Here is a 19,602-nt window from a genome sequence, read left to right on the forward strand (position 1 = left end):
GGAAGTTTCCGCCTCGGGGCGGCGGAACACCAGGATCAGGAGGACTTCGAAGTGGAACTCGCCCGCTTCTTCGCGGCCGTCGTCTTCGCGGCCGTCGTCTTCGAAGCCGTCGACTTCGCGGCGGTCTTCTTGGCCGGGGCCTTCTTCGCCGGCGCCTTCTTCTTCGCCGGGGCCTTGGCGCGCCGCTCCGCGAGCAGCTCCACCGCGCGATCCATGGTCAACGACTCGACGTCATCGCCCTTGCGCAGCGAGGCGTTCGTCTCGCCGTCGGTGACGTACGGGCCGAAGCGACCGTCCTTGATCACCAGCGGCTTGCCGGTGTCCGGCTCCTCGCCGAGCTCCCGCAGCGGGGCCGCGGCCGCCCGCCGACCGCGCTGCTTCGGCTGCTCGTAGATCTTGAGCGCCGCTTCCAGCGTGATCGAGAAGATCTGGTCCTCGGTCTCCAGCGACCGCGAGTCCGTGCCCTTCTTCAGGTACGGGCCGTAGCGGCCGTTCTGCGCGGTGATCTCGTTGCCGGACTCCGGATCCTTGCCCACGACCCGCGGCAGCGACAGCAGCTTCAGCGCGTCGTCGAGCGTCACGGTGTCCAGCGACATGTGCTTGAACAGGCTGCCGGTGCGCGGCTTGTTCTTGTTGCCCTCGGGCAGCACCTCGGTGACGTACGGCCCGAACCGGCCTTCCTTCGCGACGACCTCGTGCCCGGACTCCGGGTCGGTGCCGAGGCTGCGGCCCTCCATCGGGGTGGCGAACAGCTTCTCCGCGATCTCCACGGTGAGCTCGTCCGGCGGCAGGTCGTCCGGCAGGTTCGCGCGCTGCGACGAGGCGTCGGCGAGCGTGCGCTCCAGGTACGGGCCGTAGCGGCCGACCCGCACGTAGACGGTGCGGGCCTCGTCGTCGTTGAACATCGGGATGGAGTTGATCTCCCGCGGGTCGATCTCCTCGACCCCGGAACCGACCAGCTTCTTCAGCCCGCCGGCGCGACCGATGGAGCCCTCCGGCCCCACGTCGCCGCCGAAGTAGAAACCGGACAGCCAGCTGGTCCGCTCCTCGCGCCCCTCGGCGATGCGGTCCAGCTCGTCCTCCAGCGCGGCCGTGAAGTCGTAGTCCACCAGCCGGCCGAAGTGCTTCTCCAGCAGCCCGACCACGGCGAAGGCGATCCACGAGGGGACTAGGGCGGAGCCCTTCTTCCACACGTAGCCGCGCTCCTGCACGGTGCTGATGATCGACGCGTAGGTCGACGGGCGCCCAATGCCCAGCTCTTCCATCGTCTTCACCAGGCTGGCCTCGGTGAAGCGCGGCGGCGGGTTGGTGGTGTGCCCGTCCGGCGACAGCTCCGGCGCGGTGATCGCCTGGTCCTGCACCAGCTGCGGCAGCCGCGACTCGGCGTCGTCGGCGACCCCGCCGGCCTCCGAGTCGACGGCCTCGACGTAGGCCTTCAGGAACCCGGCGAAGGTGATCGTGCGACCGGACGCGGCGAACGTGCACTCCTCGCCGCTGGTCGCGGTGCCGGTGATGCGCACCGACAGCGTGGTGCCCTTCGCGTCGGCCATCTGGGAGGCGATGGTGCGCTGCCAGATCAGCTCGTAGAGCTTGTAGCCGTCGACGTCGTTGCGCAGCTCGCCCGCGACCTCGCCCGGGGTGCGGAAGCTCTCGCCCGCCGGGCGGATCGCCTCGTGCGCCTCCTGGGCGTTCTTGACCTTGCGGGTGTACTGCCGCGGCTGCGGCGACAGGTACTGGTCGCCGTAGAGGTCCCGGGCCTGGTTGCGCGCCGCGTTGATCGCCGTCTCGGACAGCGTCGTCGAGTCGGTACGCATGTAGGTGATGTAACCGTTCTCGTACAACCGCTGCGCCGTGCGCATCGTGCGGTCGGCCGAGAACCGCAGCTTGCGGCTGGCCTCCTGCTGCAGCGTGGAGGTCATGAACGGCGCGTACGGCTTCCGCGTGTACGGCTTCTCCTCGACGCTGGAGACGTGCAGCTCCACGTCGCCGAGCGCCGCGGCGAGGCTGCGCGCCTCCTGCTCGGTCAGCACCCTCGTGTCGGCGTTCTTCAGCCGTCCGTCCGGGCCGAAGTCGCGACCGGTGGCCAGCTTCGCGCCGTCCACGTTGACCAGGCGCGCGCCGAAGCGACGCGGCGAGGCGTCCGCGCCGGCGTCCATCGTCGCGGAGATGTCCCAGTACTCGGCCGGGACGAACCTGATCCGCTCGCGCTCCCGCTCGACCACGATCCGGGTCGCCACCGACTGCACGCGGCCCGCCGACAGCTTCGGCATGACCTTCTTCCACAGCACCGGGCTGACCTCGTAGCCGTACAGCCGGTCCAGGATGCGGCGCGTCTCCTGCGCGTCCACCAGGTCGTGGTCCAGGTCGCGCGGGTTCGCGGCGGCCGCCTGGATCGCCGACTCGGTGATCTCGTGGAACACCATCCGGCGCACCGGCACCTTCGGCTTCAGCGTCTCCAGCAGGTGCCAGGCGATCGCCTCGCCCTCGCGGTCACCGTCCGTCGCGAGGTAGAGCTCGTCGACCTGCTTGAGCGCGTCCTTGAGCTCGGTGACCGTCGCCTTCTTGTCCGAGCTCACCAGGTACAGCGGCTCGAAGTCGTTGTCGACGTCGACGCCCAGCCGGGCCCACGCCTGGCCCTTGTACTTCTCCGGCACGTCCTTGGCGTTCTTCGGCAGGTCCCGGATGTGGCCGCGGGAAGACTCGACGATGAAGTTCGAGCCAAGATAGGAGGCGATCTTCTTGGCCTTCGCAGGCGACTCGACGATCACCAAGCGCCGACCCGCGGAGCCAGCCCCGTTGGGGGACCCCGAAGCCCGGCCGGTCCCGCCGGCCTTCTTCGTCCGTGTCGACCCAGCCACGCTTACCTGCTCTCTTCTTCCGGAGGCTTCCATTGCACCCGGTGCTACCCGACAAGTTCCTCAGTGTGCCCCTTATGCGCCGATTCGCAGCACGCCGGGAAGGCACAGGGTTGCACATAACACGCTGAGACTCGTCCACGTCTTCTTCTACGAACGTATCGGGTGACTGTGGTGTTCCGTTGCGTGACCTGGCGTGATGTGCGTCAAACCGGTCAGGACACCAGCGGCCACGTTCGCTCGATCGCACCATCGGGCATCGGACCGACGAGCTCGGCGAGGCGGGCGAGCCCGCGTCGACCGGTCACGCGCAGCGCCGGTCCGCCGGCTCGCGGGCCGACCGGCTTCGCCGGGAGGCCGCAGCCGCGCAGCGCCGCGACCAGCGGCGAATGCGTGTCGGGCGCGTGCGGGTCGAGGCCGAGGCGGTAGCCGGCGGGCTCGGCGGAGCCGGCGGTCAGCGCCCAGAGCCGGAGGGCGGCGCCGTCCGGGACGAAGTCCGGCGGGACCGACTTCACGGCGCCGCGCAGCCAGCGGGCGGCGAGGCCGGTGAGGTCGGCGCGGAACGCGGTGCGGATCAGCGGGCGGCCTTCTTCGGAGCGGCCGAGCTCGGCCTCCACGCCGCGCTCGGCGCAGGCCGCGACGAGGGTGCGGGCGCGCCATTCGGCGTCGACCACCACGGACAGCCGGGCCGCGGTGCCGCGGCCGAAACCGACCGCCTGCCCTGGACCGCACAGCATGCCCGCGAGGTCGGCGACGTCTGGCTGCCGCGCCTCGGCCGAGTAGAAGGACAGCTGGTCCACGGCCCGCATGCTAGAACAGCAGTTCGACCTTGGCCAGCACATCCACCCTTTTGCGCCACGAGGAGCGCGCGAAGGGCCGTGAGCGCTCGCTCACGGCCCTCGACCGGTCAGCGCGGGGGCTGCTGCTGGGGCGGGGTGAAGAACTGCTTGCACTCCGGGGCCTGCCGCGAGGCCGCCTTGAGCTCCTCGTTCTGTTCCAGCGCCGCCAGCTCGTCCTTGAGGTCCAGCTGCTGGCCCTTCTGCAGCTCCTGCTGCATCGCGGCCATGCCCTCCTGGAAGCTCTTCTCGTTGGTCGGATCGACCTGCTTCGCCTTCTCGGCCGCCGACCCCAGCAGGTCGCGGACCTGCGTGAAGCCCTGCTGGAAGCCGTCGTTGACCGCGTCCGCGCCCGCGATCGGCGCCGGCCCGAGGCCCCGCAGGCCGTTGATGGTGTCGTCGGCGGAGCGCACCGCCGAGTCGATGCGTTCGATCACCGTCTTCTTGACCGTGGCCGTGTTCGTCTTGTCCACACCCGGCAGCTGCTGCTGGGAGGCGGCGAAGCCACCCACCAGCCCGCACATCCGGCCCGCCCACGCGACTCCCTCCGGGCTCGGGGCGGCCGCCTTCGGCGGTGGGGCGGGAGCCGGGGCCTGGGCCGGGCCTGCCGCGCACCCGGCGAGCGCCAGGGGGACGGCGGCGAGCACCGCGATGGACGTCGAGCGGATCTTCATGCGCACTCCTCGCAGAGATCGGAGTTGCCTTCGGCGTGCGCTGACAGACTCTCCCCCACCGCCCACCGCGCCCCCGAAGGCGGGGTCACCCATCCGGCGAAACCCCAGCGCACGAAAAGGGCGCCGCCCCGCTCGGGGACAGCGCCCTTCCAGATCCGCACCGCTATCGCGATCGGAGCGAACGGACTGCCCGCCTCGGTAGCAGAGGTGAACGGTCCGTTCGCCGCACCGCCGACGCGTCAGGCCGCGCCGTTGACCGCCTTGTCGTCCGTGGTGGATGACTCCGCGATCGCCGTGGAACGGCGCTTGGAGACCACCACCGCCGCGATGATCACCACGACCGCGACGACCGCGATGCCGTACCGCACCGCCGGGTTCGCGTCCGCGCCCACGGAGAAGGTCACCACGGCCGGTGCGATCAGCAACGACACGAGGTTCATCACCTTCAGCAGCGGGTTGATCGCCGGCCCAGCGGTGTCCTTGAACGGGTCACCGACGGTGTCGCCGATGACCGTGGCGCCGTGCGCCTCGGAACCCTTGCCACCGTGGTAGCCGTCCTCGACCAGCTTCTTCGAGTTGTCCCAGGCACCACCGGAGTTGGCCAGGAAGATCGCCATCAGGGTGCCCGTCGCGATCGCACCGGCGAGGTAGCCGGCCAACGGGCCGACGCCCAGGCCGAAGCCGACCGCGATCGGCGCCAGCACCGCGAGCAGACCCGGGGTGGTCAGCTCGCGCAGCGAGTCGCGGGTGCAGATGTCGACGACCCTGCCGTACTCGGGACGCTCCGAGCCGTCCATGATCCCCGGCTTGTCCTTGAACTGCCGGCGCACCTCGTAGACCACGGCCCCGGCGGCGCGGGACACCGCGTTGATCGCCAGCCCGGTGAACAGGAACACCACGGCCGCCCCGATGATCAGGCCAACCAGCACGTTGGGTGCGTAGACGAAGAACTCGGAGACGTTCAGCTGCCCAGCCACATCGGCCAGCGCGACGCCGATCGCGTCCGTGTAGGACCCGAACAGCGCGGTCGCGGCCAGCACCGCCGTCGCGATCGCGATGCCCTTGGTGATCGCCTTGGTGGTGTTGCCGACGGCGTCCAGCTCGGTGAGGATCTTCGCGCCCTCGCCCTCGACGTCACCGGACATCTCGGCGATGCCCTGCGCGTTGTCGCTGACCGGGCCGAAGGTGTCCATCGCGACGATCACGCCGACGGTGGTCAGCAGGCCGCAGCCGGCCAGTGCGATGGCGAACAGCGCCACCGGCAGCGAACCGGACAGCAGGAACGCGCCGAACACCGCTGCGCCGATGATCAGCGCGGTGTAGACGGCGGACTCGAAGCCCACCGACAGGCCCGAGAGGATCACCGTGGCCGCACCGGTCAGCGACGACTTGCCGACGTCGCGCACCGGGCGGTGCTCGGTGGCGGTGAAGTACCCGGTGAGCTTGAGGATGATCACCGCGAGCAGGATGCCGATGATCACCGCGACCAGCGCGATCACCGCCGGGTTGCCGCCGGTGGCGCGGATCTCCTCGGAGACGCCGGTGAGCTCGCCGAACGAGCTCGGCAGGTACAGCAGCGCGGCGATCACGCAGAGCACCGCGGAGATGCCCGCCGAGATGTAGAACGACCGGTTGATCGCGGTCAGCGCGCTCTCGCCGGCGCGGGCCTTGGTGATGTAGACGCCGATCACCGCGGTGATCACGCCCAGCGCGGGCACGATCAGCGGGAACAGCAGCCCGTGCAGGCCGAACGCGGCGGTGCCCAGGATCAGCGAGGCGACCAGGGTGACCGCGTAGGACTCGAACAGGTCGGCCGCCATGCCAGCGCAGTCACCGACGTTGTCGCCGACGTTGTCGGCGATCGTGGCGGCGTTGCGCGGGTCGTCCTCCGGGATGTTCTGCTCGACCTTGCCGACCAGGTCGGCGCCCACGTCGGCGGCCTTGGTGAAGATGCCGCCGCCGACCCGCATGAACATCGCCAGCAGGGCCGCGCCGAAGCCGAAGCCCTCCAGCACGCGCGGGGCGCCGCCGGCGTAGACCAGCACCACCAGCGCGGCGCCGAACAGGCCGAGGCCGACGGTGATCATGCCGACCACGCCGCCGGTGCGGAACGCGACCCGCATCGCCTTCTCGCGCCCCTCACCTGCCTCGCGGGCGGCCGCCGCAACGCGCACGTTCGCGCGGGTGGACAGCCACATGCCGAGGTAGCCGATGGTGGCCGAGAACGCGGCGCCGAACAGGAAGAAGATCGATCGCCCGATCGTCTCGCCGGTGCTCTCCGAGGGCAGCGCGAACAGCACCAGGAACACGATCACGGCGAAGATCGCCAGGGTGCGGAACTGCCGGTTCAGATAGGCCGAGGCGCCTTCCTGCACGCCCTTGGCGATGTCCTGCATCTTGGCCGTGCCTTGGCCGGCGGACAGCACCTCCTTGATCAGGACGTAGCCGAAGGCCAGGGCGGCCAGGGCGATCACCATCACCGCGCCGACGACGACGTAGTCGGCGCCGCCGAGCTCGATACCGGTGGCTTTTTGGGCGAGGTCCATCCGGGTTTGCGAGCTCGGTGGTGCAGCGCCCTGGGCCCAGCCGTGCTGGACCGGGGTGAGCAGGGACATCCGTCCTCCTGGGTTGTGCTCGGTTCAGCACCGGGGTTCCCGCAACGCTCGACGGGCTCCGGTGCGCGGTAGGCGGCCCCGCCCGGTACGGCCGGTGATCGGTTGCTGGCCGTCCGTGGCGACGTCGTGGCTCGGGAGTCTATTCAGGCCACAAGTGGCTTACCTCACGGTGTGATACGCACCTCGTCACGACGTGGGATTCTGTTACTAAAGAATCGATACAGATGGGTACTTGATCACCCAATTGGGCAAAGGTTGATTTGGCCCAAACGGGTTACATGGGGTATGACGCACGACCTCGACGGTCCACCTGGTCACCGCCGGAGTCAGCGCCACCGCCCCGTCCCGGGGCAAGAACCAACCGATCGAGCGATACCGACACGGATGCGGGAACCGGGAACGCGTGCGCGGTGCGCGATCGGCGTTGTGCGAGGCTCGCTAGCGTGCGCGCAGCGGACCAGGACAAGGGGCGGCGGTTACTCGACCGCGCGGTAGCCGGCATTCCGGCCGACGAAACACCGTTGCGCCATGTCGCGCACCTGCCCACCCGCCCGGCCCGCACCGCCGACTGGCCGGTGTGGGTCCCGCCGCGGCTGGTGGACGCGTTCCGCGAGCGCGGCGCGCGGGAGCCGTGGGTGCACCAGATCGAGGGAGCCGAGGCGGTCCGGGCGGGCGAGCACGTGGTCGTCGCGACCGGCACGGCCTCCGGGAAATCGCTGGTCTACCAGCTACCGGTGCTCTCGCGGCTGCTCGAGGACGACCGCGCGACCGCGCTGTACCTCTCCCCCACGAAGGCGCTCGGCGCCGATCAGCTGCGCACCATCGGTGAGCTCGGCATGGCGGAGGTGCGGGCGGCGAGCTACGACGGCGACACGCCGCAGGTCGAGCGGGACTGGGTGCGCGCGCACGGCCGGTGGATCTTCACCAACCCGGACATGCTGCATTACGGCGTGCTGCCCGGGCACAGCCGCTGGGCGCGGTTCTTCCGGCGGCTCAGCCACATCGTGGTCGACGAGTGCCACACCTACCGCGGAGTGTTCGGCTCGCACGTCGCACTGCTGCTGCGCCGCCTGCGCCGCGTCGCGCAGTACTACGGCGCGGACCCGGTCTTCGTGCTCGCCTCGGCCACCGTGTCCGACCCGGAATCCCTGGCCGAGCGCCTGACCGGCGTCTCGTGCCGCGCCGTGACCGACGACGGGTCGCCGCGCGGAGCCCGGACGGTCGCGTTCTGGGAGCCGCCGCTGCTCGACGAGATGATCGGCGAGAACGGCGCCCCGGTGCGCCGGGCGGTCGGCACCGAGGCGGCGCGGATCATGACCGAGCTGGTCATCGAGGACGCCCGGACGCTGGCGTTCATCCGGTCGCGGCGCGGCGTGGAGCTGGCGGCGCTGTTCGCGCAGCGCGCGCTGTCCGATGTGGACGAATCGCTCGCCGCGAAGGTGGCCGCCTACCGAGGCGGTTACCTGCCCGAGGATCGCCGCGAGCTGGAGCGTTCCTTGCTCTCGGGGGAGCTCCGCGCGGTGGCCACCACCAACGCACTGGAACTCGGCGTCGACATCTCCGGGCTCGACGCCGTCGTGGTCGCCGGATACCCCGGCACCCTCGCGTCCTTCTGGCAACAGGCCGGACGCGCCGGGCGGGACGGCGACGGCGCCCTGGTCGTCTTCGTCGCGCGGGACGACCCGCTGGACACCTACCTGGTGCACCACCCGGCCGCGGTGCTCGACCGCCCGGTCGAGGCGACGGTGCTCGACCCGACCAATCCGTACGTGCTCGAACCGCACCTGGCCTGCGCCGCCGCCGAGCTGCCGCTCGACGAGGACTCCTTCGGCGTCTTCGGCGGCGAACCGGCGCGCCGGGCCGTGGCAGCGCTCACGGCGGACGGGGTGCTGCGCAAGCGCTCGCACGGCTGGTTCTGGACCTCCCGCGAGCGTCCACATCGGAACGTCGAGCTGCGGGGCGCCGGCGGGCATCCGATCGCCGTCGTGGAAGGCGAATCCGGGCGGATGCTCGGCACCGTGGACCCGGACTCGGCCTGCGGGACGGTGCACCCGGGAGCGGTGTACCTGCACCGCGGCGAATCGTTCGTGGTGGACGAGCTGGACCTGGAGACCGGGATCGCGCTGGTGCACGAGGAAAGCCCCGATTGGACGACCTCGCCGCGCAACGTGGTGGACATCTCGGTGCTGCGGACCATCGAGCGGCACGACACCGGGCGCGGCGTCACGGTCTGCCTCGGCGAGGTGGAAGTCACCTCGCAGGTCGTCGGCTACCTGCGGAAACGACCCTCCGGGGCGGTGCTGGACCAGGTTCCGCTGGACCTCCCCGCGCAGACCCTGATGACCCGCGCGGTCTGGTACACGGTCGGCGACGAGCTGCTGGTGAGCAGCGCGCCGGGGGGCGCCGGGCTGGATCCGGCGCGCATCCCCGGCGCGCTGCATGCCGCCGAGCACGCGGCGATCGGCCTGCTACCGCTGTTCGCGACCTGCGATCGATGGGACATCGGCGGGGTTTCCACCGCGCTGCACGCCGACACCGGGGAGGCAACGGTGTTCGTGCACGACGGTCATCCGGGAGGGGCCGGATTCGCCGATCGCGGTCATGCCGCATTGGTCCCATGGTTGGCCGCGACGCGGGAAGCGATCGCTTCCTGCGACTGCCCGGCTGGATGCCCGTCCTGCGTCCAGTCGCCGAAGTGCGGGAACGGCAACGAGCCGCTGGACAAGGCGGGGGCGGTGACTGTTCTCGATGCGGTGTCGGCCGCGCTCGGGGGCGGCGCCGGCGGATCGGCTGGGCTGCACGACCGTCCACAAGAGAGCTGAGCACGAAGGGCTGGTGCGTGCTCGGAGGAGACGCTTTCGGTCGTGTCGGGGAGCCCGGGGCGCGGATGCCGATCCGGTCGACGCCAGCGCGGTCGGCAGGCGGTCACCTGCCCGCTGCGAGAAATTCCGCCACGTTCTCGGAACTGCTGTTGTCAAGGAGTTCGAGACCCGTGCAGAGCGCATCCTGCACGAAGTCGGGGGTGGGCAGCCGCCAGGCGCAGACCTCCGGCTTGACCCGCCAGTGCACCGCACCGCCGGGGTAGGCCGATGGGGGCATCGGCACCCAGCTTCCGCTGCTGCGCAACAGGATTCCGCCTTGGTCGGCCAGCTCGGGGTAGAGCTCGCCGCCACCGGCCATCAGGAAGTACCAGCGGCCGTCCGGGGTGGCCACGATCGGCACCGGGAAGCCGAGTGCGCGCAGCACCGACGCGGCACGGTGGCCGAGGTTCGAGTCGACCTCGATGGCGTCGACCGTGGTTCCGGTGGCGATCAGCAGGCTGTAAGGCCGCTCCGTCCACCAGGACGTGACCTCGTCGGGGTTGGTGCCGAGGCGGTCCTGCCAGTCTCGGTACACCGGCCGCAGGCCGGTCTCCTGGCGTCCGCGACGGCCGGTCCAGCCGTCTCCTTCGGGGTAGGTTCCGGGTAGCACCGGCCAACCTCGCGAGGCGAATCCGATTGCCTGCACGCGAAGTTCGATCCGGCTGCTGGTCAGCCCGGCCGGATGGGCCGGGATGCCGCGGAAGGCGCTTTGCGACCTGTCCGCTGACCGTTGCATTTGCTCCGCCTCCTTGTTCCACAGTGGGCGCCGGACCGGCGGCTCGGGGGGACCTCCGGCAGAACCTTCGGCAGCCGCCTGATTCTCGACCTCGTTGTCGTGAACCTTGGGTCTTGCGCTCACACCACTAATCAACGTCATTCGAACCGGGCGAGTACACCCCCAGTCGACGACCGGTAGCTGAGCCGCGACGAACGCTCCCGCCCGGAACACGTGCACCGAAAGATCATCCTGGCGAGCGGCGCCGGAACGACCGCTCGCTCGGGTGAAATCCCGGTCACCCGACCGCTCGTCGACCGTTCGTCGCGGCCGGAGCGATCGGTCGCCGTTCAGTCGCCCTCCGGCCCGGCACGAGCCCGTGCGCTGGCCTTTCGCCCACCCGGGACGAACGCGGGAAGATCGGCTCGGACCGTCACGAGGGCGTCCCAGCCGTTCATCCTGCACTCCGCGAGCTCGGCTCGCATCCCGTTCGCGACCCGGTTCGCGCGCTCGCACGCGACCTGCTGGCCGTGCGGCGCGTACGCGGCGGCGGCCAGCGCGGCGAGATCCGCCGCCCCTTCGGCCCGGTGGCGGGCGACGGTGACCGCACCCAGCTGCAGGACGACGGACAGCAGGATCACCAGCGCCAGCGAGAGCACCGCCGCAACCACTGTGGCAGCTCCCCTGTCGCCGCTCATGACGCCACCCCCGGTTCCAGCACCGCCACCGCCCGCGCGCTCAGCCAGCGGCCGGGCAGGAACTCGCCGGGCAGCGGGGCGCTCACCTCGGTGCTGACCTGGTCGCCCTCGACCAGCACCGAAAGCGACGCGCCGCCGGGCGCGAGGCGGTCGACCGCCTCGTCCGCGCGGGGCCGATCGCCGCGCGCCACCAGCCGCGCGGCCTCGACCGCCGCATCGGTGCAGCGGAGCTGGCCGATCAGTGCGCCGATCCCGGTCAGGATCAGTGCGAACACCGCGATCACCGAGCAGATGCCCAGTGCCGCCTCGACCGTGACCGCCCCGGCGTCGCGGCAGGCCGTTCCGGCGCCGGGCGACGCCGGAACCACCTGCGCGGCCATCAGGTACCGCCGCCTTCGAGCCCGCGGGCGATGAGCCCGGCGAGCGCGTCCTTGACCGAGTTTCCGGTCACGACGTCGTAGAGAAGCGAGGCGAACGCCACCGCGGCGACAGTTCCCACCGCGTATTCGGCGGTGCTCATGCCGCCGTCTCCGTGCAGCAGTGCGCGCAGCCGGCGCGTCGCCGTCCACCGGTTCGAACGGGCATTCATCTCCATCAACCTCCAGTTCAGATCCACAATGGACTCACAAGGGCACCGCGAGGCGGTGCATCATGCCGACCACCACGGGGAGCACCCCGAGGCACAGGAACGCGGGCAGGAAGCACAGGCCGAGCGGCGCCGAGATCCACACGGTTGCGCGCTGCGCGCGTGCTTCGGCCTGCCCGGCGACCGCAGCTCGCGCATGGGCTGCGATTTCGCCCGCCACGTCTGCCAGCGCACTGCCGGTCCGGGCGGTGCGTCGAGCCGCCCGCGCGAGTTCTGCGGTGTCCGGGTTCCGCAGCGCCGGTTCCCAGCCGGTCGCGGCATCCGCGCCCAGCGCGAGGTGGTCGGCGACCTCGCGCAGAGTTCGGTGCGCCGCACCGGTGAGTTCGTCGGCCACCGCGCGCACGATCACCGGCACCGGCAGCCCGGCGCGCATCCCGGCCGCCAGCAGGTCCCAGCCGGCGGCCAGCGCGAGCGGATCCGTCCGGTCGCAGCGCCGGTCCGCGAGCGCCGACCATCGGCGCGCGGCGAAGGCGGCGGCCAACCCCATCGAGATCCCGGCGACCGGGCCCAGCGCCTGCACCGCACCAGCCCCGACTGCCAGCGGCAAAGCCCAGACCACAATGGACTTCCGGGGACGCCCGCGAGCCGGCGAACGCGGGCCGAGCGACCGGAGCCTCGCTCGCGCCGAGCTCAGCGGCACCAGCAGCAGAGCCGCGGCCGCGAGCAGCACTTCGATCACGGCTGCACCACCGCCCTGGTCAGGCGCAACGTCCAGCCGACCCCGGCGCACAGCAGGGCCACTCCGACCAGCAGGAGGAGTTGTCCGAGCAACCCGCCGGTCAGGACGGTGATCGGCCCCGCCCCGACGGCTTCGCCGAACAACAACCCGAAGATCGGCAGCCCGGTGAGCACGGCGGCGGTCGACCGCGGGCCCGCCATCTTCGCCTCGACGTCCCGCCGGAACGCGGCGCGCCGCTCGACGTCGCGCCGCACCGCATCGAGCAGGTCGGCCAGCGCTACGCCATGCCGCTCCGCCAGCGCCCAGGCCCTGGCCATCCGGCCCTGCGGCTCGCGCAGCTCGGCGATCCCGTCGTGCGCTTCGAGAACCGCTGCGACATCGCCGCCGAGCCGGACCGTGGTGGCCATGTCCTGGAACATCCCGGCCACCGCAGGACCAGCCTCTGCCGCCGCTCCCTCCGCCGCCGCGGCCGGGTGGGCCCCGGCGCGCAGCTGCGCCACCAGCAGCCGCAACCCCGCGGTCAGCTCGTCGGCCCGGTCCAGCCGATGTCGCCAGTCCCGCTGCGTTCGCCAGTACTTCGCGCCGAGCAGTGACAACGCAACAGCCGCGCAAGAACCGGCCGGACCGGCGAAGCCCCAGCCCGCGACGGCGCCGGCTGGAATCGCGAGCAGCCGAGCGGCACCCCTGAACGAGGGCCCGGCAACGCGCACCGGCTCGGTGCGGAGCCGGTTTCGCGCCTTGATCTCCGGCCAACAGAGAACGGCCACGGCCAGCACGACCAACGCGTGGATCAACACGGCAACGCGCCTCCCCTCGCGGCCAGCAGCGCCGCCAACGCGTCCTTGCCCGGCCCCCACCCGCTCTCGGACTGCCAGGCCGGGAGCACCTCGACCAGGTCTCCGTTGCGCCGCTGCACGCCTATCCCGGCGAGATGCCTTCCGCGCCGAGCACTCCGGCGAACGTGCAGCACCACCTGGACTGCCGCGGCGAGCTGGCTGTGCAGGGCTGCGCGCGGCAGCCCGCCGAGCGCCGCCAGTGCCTCCATCCGGGCCGGAACCTCTTGCGGCGAGTTGGCGTGCAGCGTGCCTCCGCCTCCGTCGTGGCCGGTGTTCAGCGCGGCCAGCAACTCGCGCACCTCACCGCCGCGCACCTCGCCGACGACGAGCCGATCGGGCCGCATGCGCAGCGCCTGCCGGACCAGGTCGCGGACCTGGATCTCGCCGGCTCCCTCGACGTTCGCCGGGCGGGTGAGCAGCCGGACCACGTGCGGATGACGCGGGTAGAGCTCGGCGGCCTCCTCGACGCACACGATGCGCTCGGATTCCGCGACCTCGCCCAGCATCGCCGCCAGCAACGTCGTCTTGCCGCTGGCCGTGCCGCCGACGACCAGGAAGGCCAGCCTGGTGGCGACGATTTCGCGCAGCACCGCGGCGGTCGGGCCGTCGAAGGCACCGGAACCGCACAGCGCGTCGAGATCGTGCGCGGCCGGGCGCAGCACCCGCAGCGAGATGCAGGTGCCCTCGCCCGCAACCGGCGGGAGTACCGCGTGCAGCCGGACCGGCCCGGACGCGCTCTCCTGCGGCAACCAGGCATCGACCCACGGCTGGGCGTCGTCCAGCCTGCGGCCGCTGGCCACCGCGAGCCGCTGCGCGAGGCGGCGCACCGCGTCTTCGCCGGCGAAGCGCACCGCCGCCCGCTGGAGCCCTTCGCCGCGGTCGACCCACACCTTGTTCGGCGCGGTGACGAGCACGTCGGAAACCGCCGGATCGCGCAGCAGCGGCTCCAGCACGCCGGCCCCGCGGAATTCCTGCTGCACCAGGCGAAGTGCGGCCAGCACGTCGGCGTCGGCGACCAGTCCGCCCGACTCCTCCCGCACCGCGGACGCGACGGCGGCCGAGGTCAGCGTGGCGCCGCTGCCGACCAGCCGGTTGCGCACCCGCTCCAGCAACTCGCCGTCGATCGAATCGGCCACAGTGGACGATTCCGCCGATCCGCCGGGGATCGGGTCGATTTCCAGGACACGACTCATGGACATGACTCGACTCACTTCCGTTCTGATGGAGCACCGAAAGAGCTGATTCCCGCGCCGCCCGACCGGCGCGCTTTCCCTGCCGTCAACCAGCCACGGCGGGCAATTCCGAGCGGCCGAGCGCGGCCAGGACCTCCCGCGCGGCCCGGGCCACCGGGCCCCGCCGCACCGGACTTGCCGCGGCGAGGCCACAGCGATCCAGGACCGCGGGCAGACGCGGCTGAGGCCGCATGACCGTCAGGACCTCCGCGCCCACAGCTCGCGCCACGTCGGCCGTGCGCAGCCCACCGGGCGCGGGCCCCCGGACCACCAGCCGGACGGGACCGGCCGCGTGTTCCCGGATGCTCGCCACCGCGCGTGCTGCCGCCGCGCAGGCGCGCACCTCGGCAGGCACGACGACGATCGCCAGGTCCGCGTCGCGCAGCCCGGCCGCCGCCGCAGCCGGAAGGGTGCGCGGCAGATCGCAGACCACGGTGTCGCCGGCCCGACGACCCGCGCCGAGCACGGCTCGCACCGCCTCCGGCGTCAGCCCGGTCGGCGGCCCGTCTCGATCGCAGGACAGCACCGTGATCTCCCCGCTGCCGATCCGGCGCTTCGGCAGCGCCCCGTGCAGCGCGCTCGCCGCGAGCCGGCCTGCGTTGACGGCCAGCCCCGACCAGCGCAGGCCGTCGGCCGCCTCTGCACCGACGGCGAGATCGACCCCGCCGCCGAGCGGATCGCAGTCGACCAGCAGCGACCGCTCTCCGCTGCGCGCGGCGAACACCGCCGTCGCGGTGGCCAGCACAGACGCTCCCGCCCCACCGCAGCCGCCCAGCACCGCGAGCACCCGGCCACCCTGCGCCGGAGCGTCGCCGGCATCGGCCAGCAGCTCGATGAGACCCGCCTCGTCGGCAGGCAGTTCGAGCACTCGCTCGGCACCGATCTCGAACGCCGCACGCCAGAGATCGGGCGTCGGATCCCTCGTCAGCACAACGACTCCGCGTCTTCGCGGCAGTCCATCGACCGCGCCGAGCGCAGCGGCGTCGAGCAGCACCAGCGGCGCGGTTCGCCAGTTCGGCGGCGCCGGGCCCGGCGCGTGTTCCACTTCGCCACCGGCCGCCGCGGCCAGCCGCGAGACCTCTTCGGCCAGCGCGGAATCCGGCGCGACGAGCAACGGGCGTGCAGCAGTCATGGTGATGCCTCCGGCAATCGAATGGCGCGGATGGGATGCGCGCCGAATTGGCGCTCGATAACCAAGGTGGCCCGATCACCGGCGGCTGCCAACCGGCTTTTCCAAATCTGTGGACAAACCAAGGACCTGTGGATAACTCGCATACCCCGAAAGCGCGACAACACCCGTGGAAAACGGAAAGAGTTCGCATTGGCTTCCGGCGGAATGGTCCGCGGCGGAGCCCCCGGAAAAGGGACGGCCCCCGCCAGGGGGGAGGGGCGGGGGCCGTCTGCAGTTCAGCTCCGGGGGGTCGAGCTGAACCTGCCCGGTAGCACCGGACTCCTCTCACTCTAGCTCGTAGAGCCCCCGCAATGCCCCCCGTCCATTTGAGCGAACGTTCTCGCTCTCAGTGCGCACCGAACTGGTCGGTAGCCGACATTCGAGTCAAGAAAAAACTCCCACTAGACGAAAACAACGCCCAACACCACACACAGCGTGAGTTCTCGACGCGTGGCGGCCCGACCCCGCCCCAGGCGCGCGAGATCGGGTCGCCCGAACCCCCGGAACTAGCAAATCCCGGGCCGCCGACGGCACGACAACGGGCGCGGCGACTAACGGATCGATTGCCGAAAACGATGAGCAAGGCCACCACCGGAAATGAAAACCCTTCGGCAATGCGCGTCCGCGGCCCGCCCAAGCGGGCTCGTATGCTGTGCGGCGTGACAGAGCCCGCGAACCCATCGACCCACACCGGACGCCGGGTGGCCGCGTTCTTCGACCTGGACAAGACCGTCATCGCCAAGTCGAGCACCCTCGCCTTCAGCCGCCCCTTCTTCCAGGAAGGGCTGATCAACCGACGGGCCGTGCTGAAAAGCGCCTACGCCCAGTTCGTGTTCATGCTGGCCGGCGCCGACGCCGACCAGATGGACCGGATGCGCGCGCACATCACGTCGCTGTGCACCGGCTGGGACGTCGAGCAGGTCAACGCGATCGTCGAGGAAACGCTGCACGACATCGTCGATCCGCTGGTCTACAAGGAAGCCACGCAACTCATCGCGGAGCACCAGGAGCAGGGCCACGACATCGTCGTGCTCTCTGCCTCGGGCGAAGAAGTGGTCGCCCCCATCGCGAAGCTGCTCGGCGCCACGCACTGGTCCGGCACCCGGATGGTCGTGGTCGACGGCCGCTACACCGGCGAGATCGAGTTCTACTGCTCCGCGGAGAACAAGGCGACCGCCGCTCGCGAGCTCTCCGACGAGTACGGCTACGACCTCGCCGAGTGCCACGCGTACTCGGACTCGATCACGGATCTGCCGCTGCTGGAAGCCGTGGGGCACCCGACCGTCGTCAACCCCGACCGCGGACTGCGCAAGGAGGCCGTCCAGCGCGGCTGGCCGACGTTGTCCTTCGAGCACCCGGTGTCGCTGCGCGCCCGGATCCCCACCCCGTCCCGCGCGGCGGTGACCGCGGCCGGCGTCGGCATGGGTGCGGTGGCCGCGGCCGGCGCGGCGTGGTGGGGCCTGCGGGCCTGGCGCCGCCGGCGCTGACCGCAACACCGGGGGCGCAAAACTGCACCACTGGCGAAGATCGCCACCCGAAAAACCCATACCTACAGCGTGCATCCGAACCCTTGCAGTGACGCGCGTCACCGACTACAAAGGAAGTGCGGACCCTGGTTGGCCAGGGATGTTACGGAGGAGAAGTAGCATCCACCCTGATCAGACTCCGCGCGCGAGGCCCGGAGCACCCACGCGTTGCCGCACACAAGGCTGGTCGTTCCACGGGGTTGCGTACCGGGACGCCGGACGCCTAGCCCGGAAGTTACGACAAGAGTGCACGCTTGGTAACCCGAGTACTCGCGCAGAGGGGCGGAGGCCCGTCGATCTGATCGACGGGCCTCCGCCGTATCTATGTCCGTTCCTCCTTCACGGGACCGTCGGCGACCACACCGGTGCGCAGCGTTGACCGAGGCCGAACGTGTGAGTAACTTCCGAAATCGACCGATTTCGTGGTGAACACTTACCGCCCGGCGATACCCCGCCCGCAGGGAGGCCAACGTGAAGACCCGAGCGCGCCGCGCCGCCATCGCGCTGAGCGCCATCGCCATCGGTGCCGCCGCGCTTACCACCACCGGCGGCACCGCAGCCCCGAAGCAGCCGCAGTCGCCCGCCGAGCTGCTCAAGCAGATGACGCTGGAGGAGAAGGTCGGGCAGCTGTTCGTCACCTACGCCTACGGCCGCACGGCGGACACCGCGCACCCGCAGAACCAGGAGGAGTTCGGCGTCGACACCCCGGCGCAGGTGGTGCAGAAGTACCACCTCGGCGGCATCATCCACTTCGCCTGGACCGACAGCCTCTACGACCCCAAGCAGATCGCCGAGCTGTCCAACGGCCTGCAGGACGCCGCGATCAACTCCGGCGCGAAGGTGCCGCTGCTGATCTCCACCGACCAGGAGCAGGGGCAGGTCACTCGGATCCTGGAGCCCGCCACCCAGTTCCCCGGCAACATGGCGCTCGGCGGCGGCCGCAGCACCGACGATGCGAGCCGCGCGGCCGCGATCACCGGGCAGGAACTGCGGGCGATGGGCCTGAACCAGAACTTCGCGCCGAGCGGCGACGTCAACGTCAACGCGGCGAACCCGGTGATCGGGGTGCGGTCGTTCTCCTCCGACCCGGCGCTGGCCGCGCAGCTCACCGCCGCGCAGATCCGCGGCTACGAGGACTCGGCGAAGCCGGGCGAGACGGTGTCGGCCGCGGTCAAGCACTTCCCCGGGCACGGCGACACCAACCAGGACAGCCACACCTCGCTGCCGGTGATCGAGCACGACCGGCAGCAGTGGGAGCAGCTGGATGCGCCGCCGTTCAAGGAGGCGATCGCCGCCGGCACCGACATGGTGATGAGCGGTCACCTCATGGTCCCCAAGCTCGACGACTCCGGTGAGCCGTCGACGCTGGCCCCGAACGTGCTCACCGGGATGCTGCGCGACGAGCTCGGTTTCAAGGGCGTGATCGTCACCGACTCGCTGAAGATGGACGGGGTGCGGGCGAAGCACCCGGACGCCGAGATCCCGGTGCTGGCGCTCAAGGCCGGCGCCGACATCATGCTGATGCCGTTCAACGTGCAGGTCGCCATCGACGGCGTGGTCAACGCGGTGCGCAGCGGCGAGCTCACCGAGCAGCGCATCGACCAGAGCGTGGAGCGCATCCTGGCGCTGAAGGCCGCGCGGGGCGTGCTGGACAACCCGTTCGTCGATGTGTCCAAAGTGGACAAGATCGTCGGGACGCCGAAGCACCTCGCCGAGGCGCAGGCCATCACCGACCGCACCACGACCGTCCTGCGCAACGACGGGATGCTGCCGCTGCAGAAGCCGGGATCGATGTTCGTGACCGGCGCCGGCGAAAAGGCGACCGCCGCGCTGGCCGAGCGGATCAAGGCCCGCGGCCCGCAGGCGTCGGCCCTGGCGACGGGCCTGAAGCCGACGCCGCAGCAGATCGGCCAGGCCGTCGAGGAGGCCAAGCGCAACGACGTCACCGTGGTGCTGACCAACGCCGCCTGGAACGCCGACAACAAGGCGCAGCTCGACCTGGTCCGCGCCCTGCAGCAGACCGGGAAGCCGGTCGTCGCCGTCGCCGTGCGCGACCCGTACGACGCGGCGCACGTCGACCTGCCCGGCTGGATCGCCACCTACTCCGACAAGGCGGTGGCGATGGAATCGCTGGCGAAGGTGCTCTTCGGCGAGATCTCCCCGGTCGGCAAGCTGCCGGTCCCGGTGCCCGACCCCGGTCAGCCCGGTGTCGACAAGTACCCGTTCGGCCACGGCCTGAGCTGGTAGCCCGGGTGAAC

The 19,602-nt window shown here is 71.1% G+C and carries 15 protein-coding genes; 3 read left to right on the forward strand and 12 right to left on the reverse strand.

From position 1 onward, the window contains the following. Window positions 1–35: 35 nt before the first annotated feature. The 4 genes from topA to BLW84_RS22085 all read right to left on the reverse strand — a co-directional run bounded on the left by topA (window position 36) and on the right by BLW84_RS22085 (window position 6,980). Window positions 36–2,891 carry a type I DNA topoisomerase gene (gene topA / locus BLW84_RS22070; RefSeq protein ID WP_425441734.1) on the reverse strand — a complete coding sequence of 952 codons (2,856 nt, stop codon included), beginning with the start codon at window positions 2,889–2,891 and terminating at the stop codon, window positions 36–38. A 179-nt stretch (window positions 2,892–3,070) separates the two neighbouring features. Next, the gene (locus BLW84_RS22075; RefSeq protein WP_177226625.1) at window positions 3,071–3,664 is read right to left on the reverse strand and encodes a hypothetical protein; all 594 of its coding nucleotides are present in this window, start codon (window positions 3,662–3,664) and stop codon (window positions 3,071–3,073) included. Between the two features lie 98 nt (window positions 3,665–3,762). Continuing rightward, a complete protein-coding gene (locus BLW84_RS22080) occupies window positions 3,763–4,365 on the reverse strand; it encodes a hypothetical protein (protein WP_093268111.1) in 603 nt (200 codons plus the stop codon). A 239-nt stretch (window positions 4,366–4,604) separates the two neighbouring features. Beyond that, window positions 4,605–6,980: a sodium-translocating pyrophosphatase gene (locus BLW84_RS22085; protein ID WP_093268114.1), complete on the reverse strand. Its 2,376-nt coding sequence runs from the start codon at window positions 6,978–6,980 to the stop codon at window positions 4,605–4,607. A 443-nt stretch (window positions 6,981–7,423) separates the two neighbouring features. Between BLW84_RS22085 and BLW84_RS22090 the strand changes: the two genes are divergently transcribed. After that, window positions 7,424–9,802, forward strand: coding sequence for a DEAD/DEAH box helicase (locus BLW84_RS22090; protein ID WP_093268116.1), 2,379 nt, complete (start codon window positions 7,424–7,426; stop codon window positions 9,800–9,802). A 103-nt stretch (window positions 9,803–9,905) separates the two neighbouring features. Here the strand turns inward: BLW84_RS22090 and BLW84_RS22095 are convergent, their stop codons facing one another. The 8 genes from BLW84_RS22095 to ssd all read right to left on the reverse strand — a co-directional run bounded on the left by BLW84_RS22095 (window position 9,906) and on the right by ssd (window position 15,779). After that, a complete protein-coding gene (locus BLW84_RS22095; protein ID WP_093268119.1) occupies window positions 9,906–10,577 on the reverse strand; it encodes a bifunctional DNA primase/polymerase in 672 nt (223 codons plus the stop codon). 329 nt (window positions 10,578–10,906) lie between these two features. Continuing rightward, the gene (locus tag BLW84_RS22100) at window positions 10,907–11,254 is read right to left on the reverse strand and encodes an Rv3654c family TadE-like protein (protein ID WP_093268121.1); all 348 of its coding nucleotides are present in this window, start codon (window positions 11,252–11,254) and stop codon (window positions 10,907–10,909) included. Beyond that, window positions 11,251–11,634, reverse strand: coding sequence for a TadE family type IV pilus minor pilin (locus BLW84_RS22105; protein WP_093268124.1), 384 nt, complete (start codon window positions 11,632–11,634; stop codon window positions 11,251–11,253). The genes BLW84_RS22100 and BLW84_RS22105 overlap by 4 nt, the downstream gene beginning before the upstream one ends. Next, a complete protein-coding gene (locus tag BLW84_RS22110; RefSeq protein ID WP_093268172.1) occupies window positions 11,634–11,843 on the reverse strand; it encodes a DUF4244 domain-containing protein in 210 nt (69 codons plus the stop codon). Before BLW84_RS22110 ends, BLW84_RS22105 begins: the two co-directional genes overlap by 1 nt. 34 nt (window positions 11,844–11,877) lie before the next feature. Then, window positions 11,878–12,579, reverse strand: a complete 702-nt coding sequence (locus BLW84_RS22115; protein ID WP_177226626.1) for a type II secretion system F family protein — start codon at window positions 12,577–12,579, stop codon at window positions 11,878–11,880. After that, window positions 12,576–13,376 carry a type II secretion system F family protein gene (locus BLW84_RS22120; RefSeq protein WP_177226627.1) on the reverse strand — a complete coding sequence of 267 codons (801 nt, stop codon included), beginning with the start codon at window positions 13,374–13,376 and terminating at the stop codon, window positions 12,576–12,578. Before BLW84_RS22120 ends, BLW84_RS22115 begins: the two co-directional genes overlap by 4 nt. Beyond that, on the reverse strand, window positions 13,370–14,539 hold the full coding sequence (locus tag BLW84_RS22125; protein ID WP_093268178.1) for a TadA family conjugal transfer-associated ATPase: 1,170 nt from the start codon (window positions 14,537–14,539) through the stop codon (window positions 13,370–13,372). Before BLW84_RS22125 ends, BLW84_RS22120 begins: the two co-directional genes overlap by 7 nt. A 154-nt stretch (window positions 14,540–14,693) precedes the next feature. Beyond that, the gene (gene ssd, locus BLW84_RS22130; protein ID WP_093268127.1) at window positions 14,694–15,779 is read right to left on the reverse strand and encodes a septum site-determining protein Ssd; all 1,086 of its coding nucleotides are present in this window, start codon (window positions 15,777–15,779) and stop codon (window positions 14,694–14,696) included. A gap of 686 nt (window positions 15,780–16,465) precedes the next feature. Between ssd and BLW84_RS22135 the strand changes: the two genes are divergently transcribed. Together BLW84_RS22135 and BLW84_RS22140 are read left to right on the forward strand one after the other, a co-directional pair. After that, on the forward strand, window positions 16,466–17,305 hold the full coding sequence (locus BLW84_RS22135; RefSeq protein WP_093268185.1) for an HAD family hydrolase: 840 nt from the start codon (window positions 16,466–16,468) through the stop codon (window positions 17,303–17,305). A 510-nt stretch (window positions 17,306–17,815) separates the two neighbouring features. After that, window positions 17,816–19,591 carry a glycoside hydrolase family 3 protein gene (locus BLW84_RS22140; RefSeq protein WP_245761299.1) on the forward strand — a complete coding sequence of 592 codons (1,776 nt, stop codon included), beginning with the start codon at window positions 17,816–17,818 and terminating at the stop codon, window positions 19,589–19,591. Window positions 19,592–19,602: the final 11 nt, after the last annotated feature.

This window comes from Saccharopolyspora shandongensis (assembly GCF_900106995.1).
In the GTDB taxonomy this organism is placed as follows: domain Bacteria; phylum Actinomycetota; class Actinomycetes; order Mycobacteriales; family Pseudonocardiaceae; genus Saccharopolyspora; species Saccharopolyspora shandongensis.